20 protein-coding genes are annotated in these 21,661 nt (G+C 39.8%); 14 read left to right on the forward strand and 6 right to left on the reverse strand.

The window, feature by feature from the left end; genetic code table 11:
* The first annotated feature begins 51 nt into the window (after positions 1-51).
* The 8 genes from IRQ78_RS16475 (at position 52) to IRQ78_RS16510 (ending at position 8,765) form a co-directional block, all read left to right on the forward strand.
* Complete coding sequence (locus IRQ78_RS16475; RefSeq protein WP_138600022.1) at positions 52-897, forward strand: enoyl-CoA hydratase/isomerase family protein; 846 nt, start codon at positions 52-54, stop codon at positions 895-897.
* 70 nt (positions 898-967) lie between these two features.
* The gene (locus IRQ78_RS16480; RefSeq protein WP_054553762.1) at positions 968-1,795 is read left to right on the forward strand and encodes a DUF4437 domain-containing protein; all 828 of its coding nucleotides are present in this window, start codon (positions 968-970) and stop codon (positions 1,793-1,795) included.
* A 137-nt stretch (positions 1,796-1,932) separates the two neighbouring features.
* On the forward strand, positions 1,933-2,232 hold the full coding sequence (locus IRQ78_RS16485; protein WP_054553761.1) for a hypothetical protein: 300 nt from the start codon (positions 1,933-1,935) through the stop codon (positions 2,230-2,232).
* Between the two features lie 167 nt (positions 2,233-2,399).
* The gene (locus tag IRQ78_RS16490) at positions 2,400-3,122 is read left to right on the forward strand and encodes an SIMPL domain-containing protein (RefSeq protein WP_194442699.1); all 723 of its coding nucleotides are present in this window, start codon (positions 2,400-2,402) and stop codon (positions 3,120-3,122) included.
* A gap of 325 nt (positions 3,123-3,447) precedes the next feature.
* Entirely contained in the window at positions 3,448-6,066 is a 2,619-nt protein-coding gene (locus IRQ78_RS16495) for a TonB-dependent receptor (protein WP_194442700.1), read from the forward strand.
* Between the two features lie 144 nt (positions 6,067-6,210).
* Positions 6,211-7,653 (forward strand): glycoside hydrolase family 10 protein, encoded by a 1,443-nt coding sequence (locus IRQ78_RS16500; RefSeq protein ID WP_228482663.1) that lies wholly within the window; start codon positions 6,211-6,213, stop codon positions 7,651-7,653.
* A 71-nt stretch (positions 7,654-7,724) separates the two neighbouring features.
* Positions 7,725-8,468 carry a hypothetical protein gene (locus tag IRQ78_RS16505; protein WP_194442701.1) on the forward strand — a complete coding sequence of 248 codons (744 nt, stop codon included), beginning with the start codon at positions 7,725-7,727 and terminating at the stop codon, positions 8,466-8,468.
* Positions 8,469-8,531: 63 nt separating this feature from the next.
* Positions 8,532-8,765: a hypothetical protein gene (locus tag IRQ78_RS16510; protein WP_166341520.1), complete on the forward strand. Its 234-nt coding sequence runs from the start codon at positions 8,532-8,534 to the stop codon at positions 8,763-8,765.
* On the opposite strand, the gene IRQ78_RS16515 is transcribed toward IRQ78_RS16510, so the two are convergent.
* From IRQ78_RS16515 to IRQ78_RS16525, 3 genes are read right to left on the reverse strand one after another with little or no spacing between them, the layout of a single operon-like run.
* Positions 8,762-9,142 (reverse strand): diacylglycerol kinase, encoded by a 381-nt coding sequence (locus IRQ78_RS16515; protein ID WP_166341518.1) that lies wholly within the window; start codon positions 9,140-9,142, stop codon positions 8,762-8,764. The genes IRQ78_RS16510 and IRQ78_RS16515 overlap by 4 nt on opposite strands.
* Positions 9,143-9,162: 20 nt before the next feature.
* On the reverse strand, positions 9,163-10,788 hold the full coding sequence (locus IRQ78_RS16520) for a phosphoethanolamine transferase (RefSeq protein WP_228482664.1): 1,626 nt from the start codon (positions 10,786-10,788) through the stop codon (positions 9,163-9,165).
* Positions 10,789-10,803: 15 nt separating this feature from the next.
* Entirely contained in the window at positions 10,804-12,747 is a 1,944-nt protein-coding gene (locus IRQ78_RS16525) for an LTA synthase family protein (protein ID WP_194442702.1), read from the reverse strand.
* Between the two features lie 175 nt (positions 12,748-12,922).
* Here IRQ78_RS16525 and IRQ78_RS16530 point away from each other — a divergent pair, with 175 nt between their 5' ends.
* From IRQ78_RS16530 to IRQ78_RS16545, 4 genes are all read left to right on the forward strand, one after another.
* On the forward strand, positions 12,923-13,597 hold the full coding sequence (locus IRQ78_RS16530; RefSeq protein WP_054553753.1) for a response regulator transcription factor: 675 nt from the start codon (positions 12,923-12,925) through the stop codon (positions 13,595-13,597).
* Positions 13,597-15,006 (forward strand): sensor histidine kinase, encoded by a 1,410-nt coding sequence (locus IRQ78_RS16535; protein ID WP_194442703.1) that lies wholly within the window; start codon positions 13,597-13,599, stop codon positions 15,004-15,006. Before IRQ78_RS16530 ends, IRQ78_RS16535 begins: the two co-directional genes overlap by 1 nt.
* A 75-nt stretch (positions 15,007-15,081) precedes the next feature.
* Positions 15,082-15,270 carry a DUF3185 family protein gene (locus tag IRQ78_RS16540; protein WP_194442704.1) on the forward strand — a complete coding sequence of 63 codons (189 nt, stop codon included), beginning with the start codon at positions 15,082-15,084 and terminating at the stop codon, positions 15,268-15,270.
* A gap of 66 nt (positions 15,271-15,336) precedes the next feature.
* The gene (locus tag IRQ78_RS16545; RefSeq protein WP_194442705.1) at positions 15,337-17,511 is read left to right on the forward strand and encodes an exonuclease domain-containing protein; all 2,175 of its coding nucleotides are present in this window, start codon (positions 15,337-15,339) and stop codon (positions 17,509-17,511) included.
* A 40-nt stretch (positions 17,512-17,551) separates the two neighbouring features.
* On the opposite strand, the gene queC is transcribed toward IRQ78_RS16545, so the two are convergent.
* The gene (queC, locus tag IRQ78_RS16550; RefSeq protein WP_268795049.1) at positions 17,552-18,232 is read right to left on the reverse strand and encodes a 7-cyano-7-deazaguanine synthase QueC; all 681 of its coding nucleotides are present in this window, start codon (positions 18,230-18,232) and stop codon (positions 17,552-17,554) included.
* A gap of 122 nt (positions 18,233-18,354) precedes the next feature.
* Here queC and queE point away from each other — a divergent pair, with 122 nt between their 5' ends.
* Positions 18,355-19,020: a 7-carboxy-7-deazaguanine synthase QueE gene (gene queE / locus IRQ78_RS16555; protein WP_138619883.1), complete on the forward strand. Its 666-nt coding sequence runs from the start codon at positions 18,355-18,357 to the stop codon at positions 19,018-19,020.
* A gap of 128 nt (positions 19,021-19,148) precedes the next feature.
* Here queE and bcp read toward each other — a convergent pair whose 3' ends face one another.
* Both bcp and IRQ78_RS16565 read right to left on the reverse strand, forming a co-directional pair.
* The gene (bcp, locus tag IRQ78_RS16560) at positions 19,149-19,628 is read right to left on the reverse strand and encodes a thioredoxin-dependent thiol peroxidase (protein WP_138600011.1); all 480 of its coding nucleotides are present in this window, start codon (positions 19,626-19,628) and stop codon (positions 19,149-19,151) included.
* Positions 19,629-19,638: 10 nt separating this feature from the next.
* Positions 19,639-20,172 carry a glycine cleavage system protein R gene (locus IRQ78_RS16565; protein ID WP_054553746.1) on the reverse strand — a complete coding sequence of 178 codons (534 nt, stop codon included), beginning with the start codon at positions 20,170-20,172 and terminating at the stop codon, positions 19,639-19,641.
* A gap of 368 nt (positions 20,173-20,540) precedes the next feature.
* Here IRQ78_RS16565 and bamC point away from each other — a divergent pair, with 368 nt between their 5' ends.
* The gene (bamC, locus tag IRQ78_RS16570; protein ID WP_194442706.1) at positions 20,541-21,602 is read left to right on the forward strand and encodes an outer membrane protein assembly factor BamC; all 1,062 of its coding nucleotides are present in this window, start codon (positions 20,541-20,543) and stop codon (positions 21,600-21,602) included.
* The last annotated feature ends 59 nt before the right edge of the window (positions 21,603-21,661 follow it).

Here is a 21,661-nt window from a genome sequence, read left to right on the forward strand (position 1 = left end):
TTTACGATAGTTTTTTTACAGCCGCAACCAATAAAAACACTAGGGATAATTATGAAATACGAAGGATTTACAACATTCACGACCACTCAGTCTGGTGGTGTATTAACTGTTACGTTTGATTTTGGGCCAGTTAATGTTCAGGGCCAAGAAATGCTTGCTGATTTAAATAGTTTAGCAATGCGTTTAGAGCGAGATAAAAACACTAAAGTTGTTATTTTTCAATCAGCAAACCCTGAAATTTGGGTTTGCCACTATGATACTGAACTATTGAAAGATATGTCAGTTGAAGTTGTTTCACGCGATGAAGCGAAGCTGCTGGACTTACAATCAATTTGTGAGCGCTTAAGTAAAGTGCCGCAGGCAACAATAGCAAAACTAGAAGGTTTTGCACGCGGTGGTGGCCATGAACTAGCGCTAGCGCTTGATATGCGATTTGCAGCTCGTGGTAAGTTTAAATTTATGCAAATGGAAGTTGGTATGGGTATTTTACCCTGTGGTGGCGGTGCTTCAAGAATGGCTCGCCAGACAGGTTTAGGTCGTGCTTTAGAAATTATTTTGAGTGCCCGTGATTTTGATGCAGATGAGGCTGAGCGCATGGGTACCATTAATAAAGCGCTTAACCCCGATGAGATTGATGAATACGTTGATACGCTAGCAAACCGAATTGCTCAGTTTCCTGCTGAATCAATTAATGCATGCAAACAAATGGTATATGAATCAATTGATAAGCCAATTGCGGAGGCATTAAAAGCAGAAGCATATTGGTTATATCAAGCAACCAGTAAAACACCTGCAATTAAGCGCTTCACTATTGCCGATGAGCAAGGCCTTGAGCATGACATAGAAAATCAGCGTAATTGGCCGGAGTTAGTGATGAAGGTACAAGAAATAAATTAGTACTGTGCTAACAACAAGATTTGTAACCCCAAGAGAGTTCTCTTGGGTTTGCTATTAGAGGAAATTTAATATGTTAAAGCTATTATCACTAACAACAAGTGTAGTACTTATTGCCGCATTTTCAGCCGCTGCTGATGAAAAAAGGTTGGATAATCCCCAGTCTGAACTTGTCCCCGTAGAGTCCGTAAACTGGGGATATTTAAACCCTCTACGTGGTGACAAAAGCCCTGGCGCAGCAAACTTATGGGGCGACAGAACAATAGATTCTGCAACCGGTATGCTAGTGCGCTTTAAACCGGGCTTTTCATCTCCTGCGCATATTCATAATATTTCATACCGTGGCATTGTCATTAAAGGACTGATGCATAATGATGACCCAAATGCAGAATTGGATTGGATGGCAACAGGGTCATTTTGGACGCAACCTGCAGGGCAAAATCACATAACAGCTGCTAAGGCTGAGACCAATCTCATATACCTTGAAATAGATGAAGGGCCTTATTTGGTTAAGCCTTCTAAGGCGCAGTTTAATAATGGCGAGCACTCACTCAATCTTCATTCAGACAACATGGTATGGTTCAATAGTGATGAGTTAACGTCATTAGACTCTAAAAAGGTTACCCTTACCCCTCTTTGGCAAAAACAAAATCAACAAGGTGTTTTAGTTAAACTTGATGCGGGTTTTAATGGGCAATTAACAAGTGAAAGAGGTTCATTACGCGCAGTTTTGATCAGCGGCGAGCTTAACTACCGATCTGTTGAACATAGTGAAGCAAAACAAATTGAGGCTGGTAGTTACTTCTCGTCAGTTGCCGGTTTTAAACATCAGCTAAAGACTGAGGGTGGAGCAATCGTTTATGTCCGATTTAACAATAAACTACAGATCAGTGAACAATAACTATTTTAAAAGATAATGTTTTAAATTAACTAACTCTACTGTACTTTTTTTGTACTTGCTGTATCTTAAGTTGGTACGCAATTTTAAGGTTTCATTGAGTGTAGACTAACACTCATATGTTAAGTGGAGTAAAGGATATGCACGCACACACAGTTAAAGAGTCAGCAGCAACTATTCAATCGGGTGTCGCAAAAGCGGATGGTAAGCTTGTAGTTACTGAACAAGACATTGTTTTTGAACCGTTTAATAAAGAGCTAGGCTTAGGCCCATACACATTTTCACGAGCACAAATCAATAACGTTGGTAAGTGTTCAGGTAAAGGCGCGGGTATTTTGCCAATCACAGCAGATGGAATTCGCATAACTTTAAATAATAACGATATATTTGAGTTCATTTTAGCAAACCCAGATGAGTGGCTAAGCGTACTAGCTCACTAAGCAAATCTTTAAAAAGACGGCATATTTTAGCAACTTGTCATAATATGCCGTGTTAGCTTTTCATTAATTAATTTCCTTTCTTCGCAACTATTTACACTTAAAAACAGCATACATTGCTATACATTCACACCCTAGCAAGGCATCATAACTTTTTCTAAGGAGAGGTTATGATGCTTAAATCTTTGTTAGCACTGGTTTTGTGTTCCAGCTCTGCGATGGCTGCAACAAGTCTGCCGGATAATCGCCATATTGTTGTTAAGGGTGAGGCTGTTGTGCGTACAGCCCCTGATAGGGCAGATATCACGTTAGAGTTTGAAGCTGTTAAAGCTGAAAGTGTGCAGGCTAAGCAGCAAGTAGATGCGCAAGTAAATGAACTCCTTGCGGGCTTAAATAATTTCTCAATAGACGAAAAAAGTATCTCTGCGGGTCGAATTTTCGTAGAGCCGAACATGCGCTATGACGAAAACGATAACCAAGTTAAAGATGGTTTTCGCGCTACCCGCAAGGTCAAAGTCAGCCTTAAACAACTCTCCCTTTTGGATGGCTTTTTAAACTTTGCGCTTAAAGTGGGTGTCAATCAAATCGAGCAAATTCAACTTTTATCAAGCAAAGCCTCAGATTACGAGCAAGCCGCTCTTGATAAAGCAGTAGCGAATGCCAAACAGCAGGGAAGTAGCCTTGCTAGCGCATTCGAAGCGAAACTTGGTCGGGTGTATAGTATTCAATCACAAGAAGTAGGTAGTCACTTTGGCTATGGCAGCAACACAAATATTGAACGAATCATGGTAACGGGCTCACGTATTAATACAGTCCCAGAAGGTAAGTATTTACAAGAATCGATTACCTTCAGAGCAAGTGTCAATGTTGTGTTTGATTTAGTTTTGGAATAATTAATTCCCTGTTTTTAAAACATCAAGGCAGCCTATGAATCTTTAAAAGCAGCTTTGATTTTGTTTCTTCTCTTTTCATTGCTAACAAGGTATTGATTGTATTTAGTTTATCTCTTTATGGGTGGTGAATGCTTAAAAGTTGAGAATTAAATATTTTATCCTAATCTTATTTTCAGAATAAAATATCTTGATTTTATAATTTATTACTAATATTGTAGCCGCATTGTAACAATAAAGTTGTTACCAATTGTTGTTCTTAAGAGCATTTATGTAGTTTGTAGTCACAAAATCTCTCACTTTACAAAAACTATAAGGTTACAGTTCCATGAATAAAAAATTCTCAGCGCTAGCGGCTGGTGTTAAAAAAGCACTTATTCCTACTTTAGTTTTAAGTACATCAGTATCTGTTTATGCAGCTGATCAACTGCCAGAAAAGAAAAAAGCAACTAAAGAAGATATCGAGCAGATTGAAGTAAGAAGTTATGCTGCATCAGTTGAGAAAAGCATTAATATGAAGCGCTTTTCAAACAGTGTAGTTGATGCCGTTTCTGCTGAAGATATTGGTAAATTTCCAGATCAAACTGTCGCTGATGCACTACAGCGTATTCCGGGTGTACAAGTTGAAAAAGACCTAGGTGGTGAAAGCGACCGAGTTAGTATTCGTGGTACTGCACCGCATTTAAATATTACCTTGTTAAACGGGCAAAACGTTGCTTCAGCAACTGCTTCAGCTTCAATTACGCGTCCTTCACGAGGGTTTAACTACTCGCTGCTACCAGCTGAATTAGTAGATACTCTTGAAGTATATAAGTCGGCAGAAGCAGACATTGATGAGGGTTCTATAGGTGGTACCGTTGTTGTAAAAACTCGTAAACCGCTCGATAGTGAAGCGAATTACGCAGCGCTCTCTGTTAAGGCTTATCATTTTGAAAATGCTGAAGAAACTAAACCGTACCTTTCTGGTTTGTATTCGTGGAAAAATGAAGCACAAGATTTTGGTTTTAATCTAGGATTTGTTCATAAAGAAACTGCGACCCAACGTGATAGCAAAGAAGTTCGATTCGGCTATCGCAGTACCGATGCAGATCAAGATGGCAACGCAGAGTTTTACCCTGGCGCGGTAGGCTATAACCGATACGCAAGTGATAGTGATTTAGATACCGCAACTTTGACGTTTCAATATGCAGCTAATGACAACGTAGATTTTGTTTTTAATAACTTATATTCAAAATCTGAGCATGAGTCATACGGAACATACTCAAGCGGCTTTATTTTGCAAAACATTGCAAATGTAGAAAATCCAGTCATTGTTGATGGCACTTTGATTTCGGGCGATCTGCCGGCCCATAATAATTTAGGATATTATGGCAATGCAGGTTATGAGGGGGAGTTTAAAACTCAAGCGCACGATTTAAAAGTGACATATAAAGCAGACAATTACACTGTTACAGGTCAGCTAGGTTATAGCAAGGCTGATGGTGAAGTAAGTGATGTTTACTCAGAATATTACGCAAATACAAGCGCATCATTTACATTAGACAATGGAACGCCAGATGTAACATTAGACGCTGATTTAAGCGCTGATGATTATCGCTTAGACTACAACCATAAAAATGACATATACAACGACTCAAAGGAAGTTTACGGGCAGCTAGATTTTGAGTATCTATTAGATGGTGACTTCTTCAAAGCAATCAAGGCTGGGGTTAAGTACCGAGAGCATTCAAAAGCTGCAAGTTTAATAAAAGCGAATTATCCAAAAGTATCATCAGATGGTGAACAATTTAACTTAGGCATGTTCGCAAGCGATTCGACAGATAATGCAATTTTATGGCAGTTTGATAATTCAAAATATGCTGATTGGATATCATCAACAACACCTTCTACAGCGCCATATGAACACCTTGATTACACATTCGATTTAGAAGAAACCGTCACCGCAGGGTATGTAAAAGCGGTGTTCGATCATAATAAGTGGCGCGGTAATTTTGGGGTTCGAGCTGTGAAAACAGAGCTAGATTCTCGTTCTGTTGAATACACAGGGCGCAGCTTTGCACCTGAAAATATTCAAGATATCAATAGCTCTAATAGCTACGATGATATCTTGCCGAGTGTGAATATCAACTACGACTTTACAGATGATGTGGTTGTGCGTTTTGCTGCGGCAAAAGTCATGTCTCGCCCGGATTATGACTTCTTATCTGCCCGCAAAAGTGGTTATTGTGCTGCAGCTACAGGCTGTAAAGGCTCTGAGGGTAACCCGAACCTGAAGCCTTACCGTGCGACTCAATATGACTTATCTGCTGAGTGGTACTTTAATGAATCATCTATTTTATCGTTTGCTTATTTTTATAAAGATATCGACTCATACATAACCAATGCCACTATAGAAAAACAATGGGCCTGGACAGATCCTGATACAGGCGTGGAAGAAGTTCGTGACTTTTTAGTGACCCAGCCTCTGAACGGTTTAGGCGGTGAGAACTCAGGTTTTGAAGTTAACTACACGCAGAAACTCCCTTACGGCTTTGGAGTACAGACAAACTACACCTATTCAGATGCACAGTTAAAACAAACTGCGGAGCAAAAAGAGGCGGGTGAAGAAGCCGTTTTACCTAATAATTCAGAAGATACCTTTAACGCGACAGTATATTATGAAAACACAACCTTTAGTGCCCGTGTTTCTTATACTTATCGTTCAGAGTATTTCTACACTAACTATCTTGGTTTGAACCAATATAAAGATGGTTTTGGTCAGTATGATCTTAATATTAGTTACAATGTTACTGAAGATTTAAACCTTGTATTCCAAGCAATTAACCTCACGGATGAAGAGCAAGAAGCAACGTCGGGCAATAGCACTGGCATGTCAGATGCTAATCGCCCATTAGCGATACATGATTATGGTCGTCGTTTCTTACTTGGCGCACAAATGAAGTTTTAATTTTTCCTTTTTAATTTGATACATGTAGGCACAGCAAGTCTTTGTTGTGCCTTTTTTGTGGGGTATACAATGTACTTTAAAAACGTTTTCTCTTTGATAATGTGCTTTGTTTTGAGTGCGTGCAGTTTCGTACAAATAAAGGAGATGTCTAATACTGAAAAGCAGTTGTTAGGTAACATCCATCAAGATCATGTTGCAAGGGAGTTTCGTGCGGCATGGGTTGCTACTGTTGCCAATATTAACTGGCCTAATGAGCCCGGGCTGTCAGTGATAGAGCAAAAAGAACAAGCTATTCAAATTCTTAATTCACTTCAAAAACATAACTTTAATACGGTTATTTTTCAGGTTCGACCGCAAGCCGATAGTTTGTATCAAAGCTCTTACGAACCTTGGTCTTATTACCTTTCTGGTGAGCAAGGTAAAGCGCCTGAGCCGTTTTATGACCCATTAAAATTTTGGATAGAGCAAGCACATAAACGAGGTTTAAAGTTGCATGCATGGATAAACCCTTATCGTGCTCATCATCATATAGGGGGCCCAATTTCAGAACACTCAGTTGTTGAAAAAATGAATGATAAGGTAGTAAAACTCAAAAATGAGACCTATTGGTTTTTACCAACCGAACAAGCCGTGGTTTCACATACATTAAATGTATTAACCGAACTTGTAGATAGCTATGATTTAGATGGTATTCATTACGATGACTATTTTTACCCTTACCCTTCTTACAACAACGATGAAGATTTTCCTGATGCTGAACAATACAGGCAATATGTGGCTGAAGGCGGGGCACTTTCGATAGGTGATTGGCGTCGTGAAGCTGTAAATCAGTTCGTTAAACGCTTATATCAACGAGTAAAGCAATCGAAGCCTCATGTACTTGTTGGCATAAGCCCATTTGGTATCTATAGACCTGGTGAACCTGAAACTATTCGCGGGATGGATCAATATGACAAGCTGTTTGCTGATGCTAAGCTTTGGCTTAATGAAGGATGGCTTGACTATTTTTCGCCGCAACTTTATTGGCCAATAAACCAGTATGCACAAAGTTACCCGCTCTTATTAAGTTGGTGGCAATCTCAGAATACGCATGAACGACATCTGTGGCCTGGTATTAATGCGTTACGCTCATTTGATGAGACCGGCGTTGATGAAGTCGTGAATCAAATCATGATTAATCGTGGTTTTTTATCAACATCACCCGGTACAGTGTTTTGGAATGTAGCAGCACTTGATGGCAGCCAATTGATGAGTGATGTGATTGCACAAGGCGTTTATCAGCATCAAGCATTAATACCAGAAACTCCGTGGATAGCTGCGCCGCACTTAGCGGCTGTTAATGTTGATATGAATTATGTTGGCGAAGACATCCAGCTTACTTGGAGTCATTCTAATTCTGAGCAAGTATCACAGTTACTTGTCTATCTAAAATATGCACAGCAGTGGCAATATCATATCTACTCAAGTGAGGAGAGTGTAATTTCTGTTGCGGCCTCTGAAGGACAACGACCATTAGAGGCAATTAAGGTAATTGCTATTGATAGGCTCGGTAACCAAAGTGATGAGATTGAGTTGTTATTCCAATAGCACCTGTACTGCAAATACAAAAATTTGTTACGCTTTGGATAATCAAATGTTTAACCATAAAAGTGAACACAATGAAGTATTTTGCGGTCATTTTCTTAGGTTGCTTTATCTCATTTTCAACAGCTGCCGCAACAAAGCACATAAGTATTGTCAAACCTGTGGTTGCTGCGTTTAAGGCCGGTGATAAAGCGACCATCGCTAAAAGAGTCCATTACCCGCTAAAGCGCAAAGCGCCGTTGCAAGCTATTGAAAATGAGCAAATGTTTATAGAAAAATTTGAGCAAATTTTCGATAAACAGTTTGTTGAAGAAATAGCTAACTCAAATATTCGCCATGATTGGGAAATGATGGGCTGGCGCGGCATTATGTTTGATTCAGGTAAACTGTGGCTGGATTTTGATGGCTCTATTTGGGCTGTGCCCTATGAATCAGAGACAGAAAAAGCACAACGCGAAGCGCTAATTGACGAGCAAAAACAAGCATTGCACAAAAGCCTGCGTGAATTCACAAAGCCGATATTAACGTGGCAAACAAAAAAGCATTTAATTCGTATTGATGAACTGGCTGATCATCAATACCGCTATGCGGCATGGAATAGGGATCAATCAATCCAAGATGAGCCAAGCCTGGTGATCACAGGGGGCACATTAAGCTTTGATGGCAGTGGAGGGAATCATTTTTATACCTTTACTAACAACGGTTATCGTTACGTTTGTCATGTTACTGCGCTTGGTACTGAACACTCGCCATCAGGGCTGTTAGAGGTGTTTAAAAATAATGTACAGATATTGTCTGAGCCTGTTTTAAGTTATTAGTATGTTCTTCTTATTTTGCACTACACTTATTCTTCCAAAGGAGTTTTTCTAAAGGAGTAAGTTATGGGTACAAGATTCTGGGTGATCAGAGCCGCTAAAGTTTTTACGCTGGTGTCTATTTTATTATTTATGATAGAAATTCTAAAAGGTCACGAGACACTCAGCGCGTTAGGTTTTGCGCTACTTTGGTCTTTTATTGCCACAGCCATTTTTATTGCAACCCGTTTATATCATTCATCAAAAGGGCGCCACTGTGCACTTTGTAATGACTCCCCTGATGATAAAAAAGTAAGCTAACTTAGGTTATTAATAAACACGCCGCCCCAGACCAACACACAAATTGTTAGAGCAATCAGTACGGCTGCGGATCCTAAGTCTTTAGCTAGGCCTGATAATGGATGAATTTCAAGGCCTATTCGGTCTATGGCGGCTTCAATTGCCGTATTGACGACTTCAGCAAACATCACAAATAGCACTGATGCAAGCAGCATTATTTTCTCATACAGGCTGATCTGCCAGACAAAAACCACTGCTATGGCAAGGACCAACAGTATCAGCTCTTGTTTAAAAGCAGACTCATGCTTTGCCAACCACGTGAATGCTCGTTGGGAGTTTTTGAATGCGAGGAGGATACGTTTAATGCCAATGGGTTTGTTAGTGCTATCAAATTGCATAGTTTGAAATCTCTATTTCGTTAGCTTTGTGTTGAGCAAGTATTAAAAATATCTTGCTCTGGGCGATATTCAGTGCTTTGTATATGAGTTAAGCCAAGTAGGGTGTCAAAAATATTATCGTGTGAAAAAGCATGGTTACGCTGCTGTTCGATACATTGATTAAAGCGGGTATTGGCCAGTTTATTACTCCAAAATAGCATAGGCACATGGGTTTGCTCTTTAGGCGCTAATGCATATGGGAAGCCATGTAAGTACAAGCCTTTTTCACCCAGTGATTCACCATGATCAGAAACATACAGCAGAGCTTTGTCATCCGCCGGACTGTTTTGCAGTAATTTAATAAGCTTACTCAGCACTAGGTCGGTATAAGCAATGGTATTGTCATACGTGTTTGTCAGTTGCTCAGTGCTACAATTTTGAATATCGCTACGTGGGCAGTCCGGCAAAAATTTAGTGTATTTTTCTGGATAGCGACGATAGTAGGTTGGCCCGTGTGAACCTATCATATGTAACACTATTAGTTGGTGCTTCGCATGACTCTTGGCAAGCTTTGCAGCTAATGCTTCAACCAATACTTCATCAAAACAATAACGTCCGTCACAAAGTGGATTGCTCTTTGTGGGTTCTACCGTTTGTGAGTTTACTCGTGCGCAAACCCCTTTACAGCTGCTATTGTTATCAATCCACGTTACTTCTACACCACTTCGTTGAATGATATCTAGGGCATTTTCTTGGCTTTGCGCGATGCGCGAATCATAGTGATTGCGGTCTAAGCGCGAGAACATGCAAGGTACTGAAATGGCCGTTGCGGTGCCACATGAACTTACATCACTGAAATATTTAACGCCAAGTTTAGGGGTATATTGATTAGTCGGCTTGTCGTAACCTTGCAGTGAGAAATTTGCTGCACGGGCAGTTTCACCTACCACCATAATCGTCAGTGAACTTTGTTGCTTAGCTAATAGGTATGGTGTTTTATCTAAGACTTTAAATGGTAAAGGTGGATAAAAATAATTATCGCGCAGGTACTTATAGCCCGCAGTATAAAATGCAAAAGGGGTAATGTAGCTGGTTAATTGGCGATTATTACGCCCTACAGAGGCGTAATCTTTATAAAAAGGAACGGAAATAACAGCTACAGCAATAAACGCTGTAACGTTAAGAAATGCAAAGCTTTTAAGACGAATACGAAAGTTTCCGATAATTTTAAAGCGAGAAAACAAGTAAGCAGGCAGTACGCCTAGCACAGTAATAAAAGCGATAACTTGTACATTAAGATATGAAAATGCTTCGCCTGTATTTGTCTCTAAGATATTTTGCAGCATGCTTTTATCAAAGATAACACCGTAATTTAAGGTTGCATAAAACAACAATGATGAAACCACGATGCTTGTTAAAAGCACGGGTTTTACGAAGGTGATTAACGATAACCAACTTAACACCATTGCCGTCAGTGCTAATAAGAAAAACGGTACGCTTGCTATAAATAACCAATTGACATGTTCAGGTTTGCTGGCTGCTTCAAGCGTGTTAAATAAAAACAGGCCATTAAATGCAATCACCAAGTACAACGACACCAACCAGACAAATTGGCTGTAGCTAACGTGCCATTTTTGAGTAAAGAGTTGTTTAATTTGCATGCTCATAATCATTCCTCATCGCTACGATTTATTTGGTAAGCGATACAACTGTTCGGTATAAGCTAAATTGCTAAATAAGACGTGCGCTAAGGCTTTTTTGGCAAGCCCAACGCTGCTACCTGTGTTATCGATGGCAACTTGGGTTTTACTTGTAGGGTCATAGCGCCAATAGCTCACTTTTTGGTTTGGCATCAGGATCACGGCTTGACCATTTTCTACGTAAGCAAAGTTGTCGTAGTACTGCATCATGGCGCGCTCAACAGGGTATTGTTTCGTTAAATCATAACCAAGCATAGGGGTTGCTTGCTCAACGCCTAATAACGACAACAAAGTAACAGGTAAATCAATTTGGCTGACTAAGCGAGTATCGCGCTTTGCATCCATTTCACTATTTAAGATCACAGCAGGGATATGGAAAGATTTAAGCGGCACAGGCTCTGAACCAAACACGCGCACATCATGATCTGCAACCACTAAAAAGACGGTGTCTTGCCAGTAATCTTGCGTTTTTGCCTTTGCGATGAATTTACCGAGTGCATAGTCAGCATATTTGATTGCTAGGTCGCGTTTGTAGTTTTCTGGGTCGTGGCCTTCAGGCAGTGTTACTTTACTCTCTGGAATATCGAATGGGTCGTGGTTACTTGACGTAAACACAAGGCTGAAAAATGGTTTGCTTGATTTATTTAGCTCACTCAACTCTTTATCAGCTTGATTAAACAAGTCTTCGTCGCTTGCTCCCCATGACGAAATAAACTCAGGGCTTTGCATGTCATTAATATCGACAATATCGCTAAAGCCATTGCCTAAGAAAAAGCTTTTCATATTATCGAAATGACTTTCACCGCCATAAATAAACTGGGTGGTATAGCCTGTGCGGGCTAATACATCAGCAAGAGAGAAAAAGTTACGCTGAGATTTAGAAAGTTTGACCACCGAGCGCGAAGGAGACGGGGTAAACCCAGTTGTTACCGCTTCAATCCCTCGAACAGAGCGTGTACCAGTGGCATATAAGTTATCAAACCCCCAGCCTTGTTGATAAAGCTTATCTAGTTCAGGAGTCACTCCAATGCCACCTAGTTCGCCGACAAAGCGTGCGCCTAAGCTTTCTTCTAAAATGATCACTAAATTCTTTTGTTTGCCTGTGCTAAAAGGTGTGTTGTTGGCAAGGGTAGGAATACTCTCAGTGATAAACTGCTGTTTATAGGCTGCTTGCTTTACTGTTTGTAAAATCTCATCACGTGGCATAGTACCGTATAAACTACTGGCATTTTTTTCATTGCCCATATTCTTAATAGCAAATGCGACACTGTAAGTTGAATTAAGGGCTAAGGAGTTAACCAGTGAGTCACTTGAAAAGTACACTAATGCAGGGTTTAACGGGCGATGGCTTACAGTGCCTCTTGCGCTAATTAAGCAAACTAATAAAGTCGTAACGAGTATCACCACTTGGCAAACCGTTTTAGCATTTTGCTGTTTGCTAAATGCTGTATTTATATAACGGTACGCAAAGACACAGCTAAGCGTTGCAATAATTAAAGTGCTTATCATGGCAAACAAGTGGCCATGTAATAGCATAGAAAAGACTTCTTGAGGGTAGTCTAGGTATTCAACAAATAAACGATTTGGTCGTACATCGTATTGGGTAATAAACGCGGGAGTCGAAGCCTCTACAACCACGATTAAAGTCACAACTATGCTGCTATAAAGAGTAAAAACATGCTGAAAAAAAGCGTTTTTGCTGCGCACAAGCAGATCAGCGAGTAACATCAAAACAGCCAAGGCTGACAAGTAGCCTAAACTACTTAAGTCGACTCTTAAGCCGCCAAATAAAACGGCTAGGCTATCGCCATCAGCTAACCTTTGGTGTTGCCATACAAGCAAGGCTATTCTCGACAGTATAAAAACTGACATTAAAATTAATGAAAAACGGAACAAAGGTTTTAAAACAGAGAGTTTTGCTGTCATAGTCGTACTTACTTAATCGAAACTACGGCAATACTAGGAGTCGAAACTTAAGAAACCCTGATGGTAATCTTAATATTTTCTAAACTAGAAAAACTTCAGTAAATCTTAAGTGAACCTTAAGATTAAAAGCGTAACCTGATGACGCTAAAGCGGTTTTTACCTAAATGAGTAACTTATGAAATTGTTGATTATAGAAGACTCGGTGTCATTAAGACGTAGTCTACGAATTGGCCTTGAGAACCTAGGTTTTACTATTGATGAAACCGGCGATGGTGCTGAAGGTTTGAGTATGGCAATGACAGGTGAGTACGAATTAATCATACTCGATATTATGTTACCCAGTATTGATGGTATTACGTTATTACAAACCATAAGAGCAAAACAGCTTGATGTGCGTGTGCTAATTTTATCTGCCAAGCAAGAACCAGAAGACAGAGTTAAAGGGTTACTCACCGGGGCCGATGATTACCTGACCAAGCCATTTTCGTTTGATGAGCTGCACGCAAGGTTATTAAATTTAATGCGTCGCGGCGGCCTGAAAACAATTAGCGATGTGATCTATATTGATAACTTGGCTTTAAATTTACAATTAAAACTCTTGCAAGTTGATGAGACTGTAATCGATTTAACCCCCAACGAATATAAAATAGTCGAGTGTTTATTTAGTAACCAAAATAAAGTGATCACTGCTGAAAAGTTAAGTACTTATATTGCAGGGCAATATGACCTAGTTTCAAAAAACTCTATTGAAGCGCATTTATCCTCAGCGCGTAAAAAGGTGAGGGCAGCAGGTAGTGAACTACCTATTCAAACTAAGCGTGGTTTTGGTTATATCATTCAAGGAAAATAATGAAGTCAATTCGCAGTAGGTTAGTAACCACATTATCGATTACTATAACTGGACTGGTACTAAGTATTTTAGTTGCTACTGATATCGCCGTTGATAGTTGGATTGATAACGAATTTAATCGTGGCATGAAATCCAAAGCCGGTATGCTTATGTCATTGATTGATATTGACGAAGAAGGAATTGATTTTGATTTTTCAGGGCTGTTTATGCCTGAGTTTTCTGGAAATACAGAAACTGAGTATTTTCAACTTTGGTCGCAGTCTGGCGTGTTCGCGCGTTCAGAAAGTTTGGATCTTTTCTCACAAAAGAGCTTACCTTTAGAAAAAATTAAACTGGGCGAGACAAAAATCATCAATATCGAGTTACCTGATGGTCGAAATGGTCGAGTTATTTATACTCGCTTTATACCGCCTTTAGACCTAGATGATGATGAAGACCTCACTGAAGGTGTTAACACCTCTTTGCAACAACCCATCACGTTAGCTTATGCGGCTTCATCAGAAGAAGTTGATTTTGTTTTATGGCTAATCGACGTTATTTTTGTTGTTTCTACTGTGTCGGTAATTGTATTCATTCGTCTATTTGTGCGTAAATCAGTCGACAGTTCTCTAGCGCCGCTGAATAAACTAAACCGGGATATTAGCCAGCTGAGTATTGCTGATAAAAATGCTGTAATCGCAATAGAAGAACCTGTCAAAGAGTTGCAACCCATTGTTGATAGCTTAAATGCTTTTATCCAAGAAAACCGCCAGCTTTATTTTCGAGAAAAACGCTTAACCTCAGATATTGCTCATGAGTTAAAAACGCCGATTGCTGAGCTTATAAATATGGCTGAAGTGGCCATTCGTTTTCCAAATGAAAAAGAGCTTGAGGAAGACTTCAAACCCGAAGTGCTAAAAATTAGCCAGCGCTTAAAGAGTATTGTGTCGAACTTATTACTACTGCATAAGTACAGTGATGAAGCACTCCCAAAGCAAGATGCATGTGATTTAAATCAGGTTATTTTGCGCACCTTAGAAAAGTGTGATTTAGAGCGGGTTAAGTTTGAGTTTCAAGATGATATTCCTGCCGTTGTCAGTAACTTATTTGCCCTTGAATCAATTATCACCAATCTTGTAAATAACGCAAAACAATACAGCCCCGATGAGAGCATCGTGACTGTAAGCACGCTATTTAGTAAAGATGATAAGTTGTATCTCTCTGTTACAAATGAATTAAAAGTCCCATTAACAGAAGACGATTTGAGCCAGTTATTTGATCCACTCTGGCAAAAAGACAGTGCCAGAACCTCTAATGATAACTTTGGGTTAGGCTTATCTATTGCCAAATCGCTAAGTAAAGCAATTGATGCTGAACTTCAGGTGTCGTTAAGTGGGCAAAACATAACCTTTAGTTTGATTATTTCTTAATGCTTTGCAGGCGTTTAATATGTGTGCAACACTGACGTTATCAAAAAGAAATTAATAACAATAAGGAACAACACGATGGGAAAAATTATAGGTATTACTTTAATCGTTATTGGTGTGGCGCTCGCTGTATGGGGATATAACGTTTATGATTCTGCAAGTGCACAAATTAGCCGTACTTTTAGTGGTGATACACCAATTGAAGCTTGGCTCGGTATGGTCGGGGGCGCAATTTGCGCAATTGTGGGTATTTTAAAAGTTAAATAACCGCAAACATTGAAATCAATTAGCTAATACCTGATACTGTTTTTATATACAGTGTCGGGTTTGGCTATGAAAACACAATTACCAGCAAAATATTATTTAAGTCACTTCTTTGAGCTTGCTGAATTTATACAATCTCAGTGCAAGCATCTGCTTTTAGAAGAGCAGCAGTTATTTCTTGAAAAACTCCTTCAGCTTGATGAGCAAAGCTTATGTACTTTGCTGCGTATTTTTTCTCGAAAGCCAAAAATCGTCGCGTTGTCATCTTTAAATTATGAAGAGATCCCCAACCTGCACGGTGCTATCTTTAAGCTAAAACAGCAAGGGCTGGTGGCACATCCTAGTAGTGACGAATTAGATCTATTGCTTGAGCATTTAACCAAGCCAACCCTGTTAACCTTATTAGCGAATGATGAGTTAATGGCGACTAAACCTGATTACAAAAAGTCAGCCAGTAAACAGCGCTTGACCCAACTGTGTAAAGAGCATATTGATCGCAACCACAGTGAATTAGAGGCGTTGTTTAGTCAGTTCGTGGTCAATAGCCGTTGCCAGTATTATGAATACTTTGAGTTTTTACATAGCGGCCGACTAAGTGGCGGCGATATCAATCATCAAAATCGTTTTGTGATGCGTGATTTAGGGATTGCAAAAGTGCGAGCTGATGTGAATGAGAGCATCTCTCGTTTTCAAACGCTAGCCGAAGCACAAACGCATTATCAATTAAATAAGCTGCGAATGCAGTTCAAAGAAAGTGATTCAGAATCACAGTATCAAAATGTAGCCCAAGCGCTTTTAGCCATTAGCTGTGAAGATGAATTAGCCCAGAGTATCAAAAACAAGTTACTGATCCGCTTGTATAAGCAGCTTAAAGAGCATGACTTAGCATTTGCATTTGAATTACTTGGGCACTGTGAAGGCAGTAGTGAAGCGCAAGAGCTGGCAATTCGTCAGCGTTATAAACAAGGTGATAAAAACTGGGTTGAACAAAAGCTTGAGCAAGTTATTCAAGACCCGCTTGATGATGGCATTTTATATTTTGCAGAGGACTTTTTACAGCGTAAATATAATAAGCAACAACGCTCACGCCTAACACAAATGCTCATTGATACCGAGCATCAATTAGAGGTTGATGATATTTACCGTGGCGATGTAGAGCAAGGAGTGTGTGAGCATTATCAACAGCTGGGTAATACGGTATTTTTTACCGAGAATAATCTTTGGTTGAGCTTCTTTACCTTAACGTTTTGGCAAGAGCTCTTTATAGAGACCCCGCACCCGCCGTGTAATGAATTTGATCTTTATCCAAAGGTGTTGCTGGCTGATTGTTTTTACACAGTGCAACAAACACAAATTGAGCAAAAGCTTGCCAAATTCACTAGTAATGAAGCCTTATATAAATATGTTTGCAAAAACGCAGGGCAGTTTTATGAAGCCCCCAATAGCGTGTTTGTGTGGCACAGCGACATGTTAGAGCCGCTAGAGGTATTAATAAAACACAGCCCGCTTGCAAATTTAAAAGCGCATTTACTACAAATGACAAAAACCTTTAAGCAGCTCAAAGATGGCTACCCAGACTTGATGGTGTTAAAGGGGGATACACTCACCTTTGAGGAAGTGAAAGCCCCTGGCGACAAATTAAGACGCAACCAACTTGTCAGTATTGAGGTGTTAAAACAACATGGCTTTGCAGTAAATATCGTTGCGGTAAATTGGTTTAATGATCCGAATCGTATTTACAGTGTGGTGGATATAGAAACCACCGGCGGCGTACAAGGTAATAATAAAATTACCGAAATAGCGGTTGTGCAGTTACAAGCGGGTGAAGTAATCAATCAATGGGCGAGTTTAATCAATCCTGAGCGTAGTATTCCTGCTTTTATCACCAAGTTAACGGGGATAAACGCCGCTATGGTTCGTGATGCGCCACGCTTTGCAGAGGTTGCCGATACACTGCGCTCACTATTAAAAGGCAGTGTATTTGTTGCTCATAATGTGAATTTTGACTTCGGCTTTATTCGCAAAGAATATGGTGCACTTGGGCAAGGCTTTAAAATGCCAAAGCTATGTACTGTAGTTGAATCACGAAAGGCATTTCCAAAGCTTAAGTCATATTCGCTTGGTAACTTAGCGGCACATTTTGAATTGAAGTTAACGAATCACCATAGAGCGTTAGCTGATGCAACTGCCACAGCAGAGCTGTTAAATCTGATTCAACAAACACAATCAAAAAAGGCGAGTTAAACTCGCCTTTTAAACTTAACCTGTCCTATTCTAAATAAGATTATTCGTATTCGATAGGGTCAGTAACGTTATTTAAAGCAAAGGCTTCTAAGCGCTCTTGGCAAGCACCACATTTACCACAGGCCTTGTCTCGGCCGTTGTAACAGGTCCACGTTTGGCTGTAGTCAAGACCCATTTTTAAACCGTCTGTCAAAATGTCGATTTTGGTATTGTTTAAGTATGGGCTGAAAATTTCAACAGCGTCGTAGTTGGCAATACGGCAAACATCATCCATTTTTTGTACGAACTCAGGGCGACAGTCTGGATAAATTGCATGATCGCCTGAATGGGCACCGTAATAAACTTTACTAGCTTTTAAAGACACCGCATAACCCACAGCCAGTGAGAGTAAAATCATGTTGCGGTTAGGCACAATTGTGCTCTTCATGCTTTCTTCTTCGTAGTGACCTTCTGGTACTTCGATATCATCAGTTAGTGATGAGCCACCAATTAATTGGTTGATCGCTGAAATATCAACAATCTTGTGAGAAACACCTAACTTTTCACATACTTGAGCAGCTACTTTAAGCTCTTTAACATGACGCTGGCCGTAGTCGAAAGACAGGGCATACACTTCGTGGCCTTGTTGCAGGGCTTTATTTAATACGGTAAATGAGTCCATACCGCCGGAATAAATCACAACTACTTTTTGCGTCATATCTGTTTTGCTCTTACTTTTGATAGAGGTTTACTTCAGGGCGCGATATACTACACGGCTCGGGCCTAAATAACAATTTTTGCGCGTGTTTTTGGTTTTTTTGATGGTATGTATTTTATACCCTTGCGTCGTAAGTGAGATGTCTTTTGTACAAAATTAACGAAGTGTTTGAAACAATTCAAGGTGAAGCGAGTTTTACGGGTACACCTTCAATCTTTTTACGTTTACAAGGCTGCCCTGTGGGTTGTGCATGGTGTGATACAAAACAAACATGGGACGTTGATAATGTGTATAAAGTGTCACTTGATGACACCGTTGAGAAAAAAGCAGACTCAGATCATTGGGCAGAAGCAACAGCGGAGCAAGTGTTAGCGCTATTTAAAGAACGTGGCTACAACGCAAAACATGTGGTGATCACCGGTGGTGAGCCTTGCATGTACGACCTAAATCCAGTGTGTGAATTATTACACGCAAATGGCTATTCGACTCAAATTGAAACCAGCGGTACATTTGAAATTTTAGTCCCTGAGCAGACATGGGTGACTGTATCACCAAAAATTAATATGCGTGGTGGCTATAAAGTATTACGCAGTGCAATGCAGCGCGCTGATGAGATTAAACACCCAGTGGCAATGCAAAAGCATGTGGAAGAGCTCGAAGATTTATTCTTAAAAACAGGTGTGAATCCACGTTTAGTGTATCTACAACCAATTAGCCAAAAGATCTCAGCAACTAAACTTGCTATTGAAACTTGTATTGCAAAGAACTGGCGTTTATCGGTTCAAGTACATAAGTATTTAGGAATTAGTTAGGGTTTAGCCGTTAGCCGTCTGATCTGACCCCGATAAAGTAGACACGGGGTTTAATATTTCCAGTTAAAAACAAAAAAGCGTTGCACCATGGCAACGCTTTTATACTATGTTCTTGTAACTCGTAATTATCAATTCTGCGCTAAATAGTCCAACACCACCTGATGATGGTCTTTGGTTTTGAACTTATCAAACACATGTTTGATTTTACCGTCTTGGCCTACAAGGAAGCTAATACGATGAATTCCTTCGTATTCTTTACCCATAAACTTCTTGTAACCCCAAATACCAAAGGCATCAGCAATCGCGTGATCTTCGTCGGCTAATAAATCAAAGTTAAGCTCTTTTTTGGTTTCAAAATTCTTTAAACGCTTGATTGGATCAGGGCTGATACCTACAACACGTGTATTTAATTTAGCTAGCTCAGCTTTTTCATTACGTAAGTTTTCTGCTTGCACAGTGCAACCTGGTGTTGATGCTTTAGGGTAGAAATAAACCAGTACTTGCTGCTCTTTTAAAAGATCAGCGAGTACGATAGTTTCGTCATTTTGATTTTGTAAACTAAAAGCTGGGGCTGTGTCGCCTGCTTGTAATGGATTAATTGTTTTCATGCTTTGCTCCTTAGCGAATGCGTCTGAAAATATAATCTACGTTCAAACTACGAGAAAGATCTTCAAAGCTCACTTTAAAGTTATCAATATCGACTTCAACAGGAATATTAAACTCAAGTTCACAGCGCATTTTAAGCTCGTCATCTTCATCATAAGTGTCCGATTTAAGAGAACAAATGCTGATGTTGTTATCAGCAAAAAAGCGCGTAACTTTACTTAATGTTCCTGGTGTATCAATACCTGTGTATTCGAGGGTGTAACCGGCACAAAATTCACATGCAACATGACTTGCAGTGCGTTTCATCATGGTTAAAAGGCCTAGTTCCATTCCTTTAGTTGGCAAAGTATGTTCAATGCGGCTAATTGCCGACATATCACCTGCTAGTAGCATGATAAAGGTGAACTCGTTGCCCAAAATAGCAATGCGACTGTCAATTATATTGCAATGGCAATCACTCACTAACTGAGTTAATTCGCTGACGATACCGGGTCTATCTTCGCCAATCGCAGTGAGTACTATCTGATGATTTGTAAAAGCAGTCATGGAATTTTAAATACCTAGTAATTAACAATACCAATGGATATAAGCTTGATTAAGCTTTAATTTCACGTGAGTTTAATACCGCACGGCGGCGAAGTTTAACATAATTTGCTTAGTTAACGATAGCGACGATTAATTAAGCCGTGAATAAAGTGCGCTCTTTCTTGTTTTTAGGGGCATCAGAAAGTACCATAGTTAAAATTTTGCAAGGCGATAAGCATTCAAACACGTTACGCTAGCCCAATCTATTCGGGTTTTTTGCATAAAAACAAGAAATGTAAAGTTAAAAGTGATTTTACAGTGAACCAAATCGGTATTACCCACTCATATATTTGTTAAAAGAATTAAGGGTTTGCTAAGGAGAAATATCTGTGCAGTATTGGATCTCAAAGGCGCTTGCTGTAAGCGTAATGGTAAGTTTAACTGGGTGCGGTGTATTTACCGACGAAGCGCACCACAAACGCAATTATCGTGCTAATCAACCAGTCAAAGCACCTGAAGGTTTAGCGCAACCGGCTCAAGATCCGACATATAAAATGGACGTTGCGCAATACGACAATAACCCTGAAGCGAAAAACTACCGTCCGCCAGCACAGGTTATTACCATTGCTCAAGGTAGTTGGGTAGAAGAGGGTGACAAAGATGCGCGTGTTTATTTTGATAAAAACGACGGTATTGTTGATTTAGACGAGTTTATTTGGGACTCGATCCACGCCGTGTTGAACGAAAAAAATACTTCTGCAATAAATGAAGATAAGCTTTTAGGAAGTGTTGAAACAGATTGGTACACAATTATAAAGCCAGAAGATGGTTGGTTTTGGGAAAGCGAAACCGAAGTATCACAACAACGTTTTTTATTTACTATTGAAGAAAAATCGCACCAACGTACTGCGTCATTAAATGCTAAGTTAGTAGATTATAAAAGCGATAGTCAACCACTTACACCGCTTTTACAGCAACAGTTAGAAGTGCGTGCGTTAAACCAAGTTGTCGCTGAATTTGATTATCGCTATCGTCAACTTGAAGTTGAAATGCGCAAAAAGCAAGGTGTTATCTCGTTAGAGATGGGGTTTGATGACAAAGGGAATGCAGCTTTAGTGACTGAGCAGGACTACTTTGCTGTGTTTGAGCGTTTTTCAGGTTTCTTAGAGCGCTTATCTTTCACTATTGTAGAAATTGACCAAGATCGTGGTTTGATCACGGCTGATTATAAAAAGCCAGAATCAAGCGTATGGGACTCAATTTGGGGTGAAGAGTTAGCTGAGCTACCAATTGAAGATGGCCAATATCAAATTCTTGTTAGTCGCACTAAAGAAGGTGGCACAAGCTTAACGTGGATGGATTCTGCAGGCACAATTCTTGAGCCAGGAACAATGAATGATCTCCAGCAAGCATTAGAGAATGCACTGCGTCAGCGCGGTATTAATATTTAATAATTATAATAGTTAAAACCACCACAAAAAGAGCTTAGCCGCTCTTTTTGTGGTTTTTA

Source organism: Pseudoalteromonas simplex, from assembly GCF_015278155.1.
GTDB lineage: Bacteria > Pseudomonadota > Gammaproteobacteria > Enterobacterales > Alteromonadaceae > Pseudoalteromonas > Pseudoalteromonas simplex.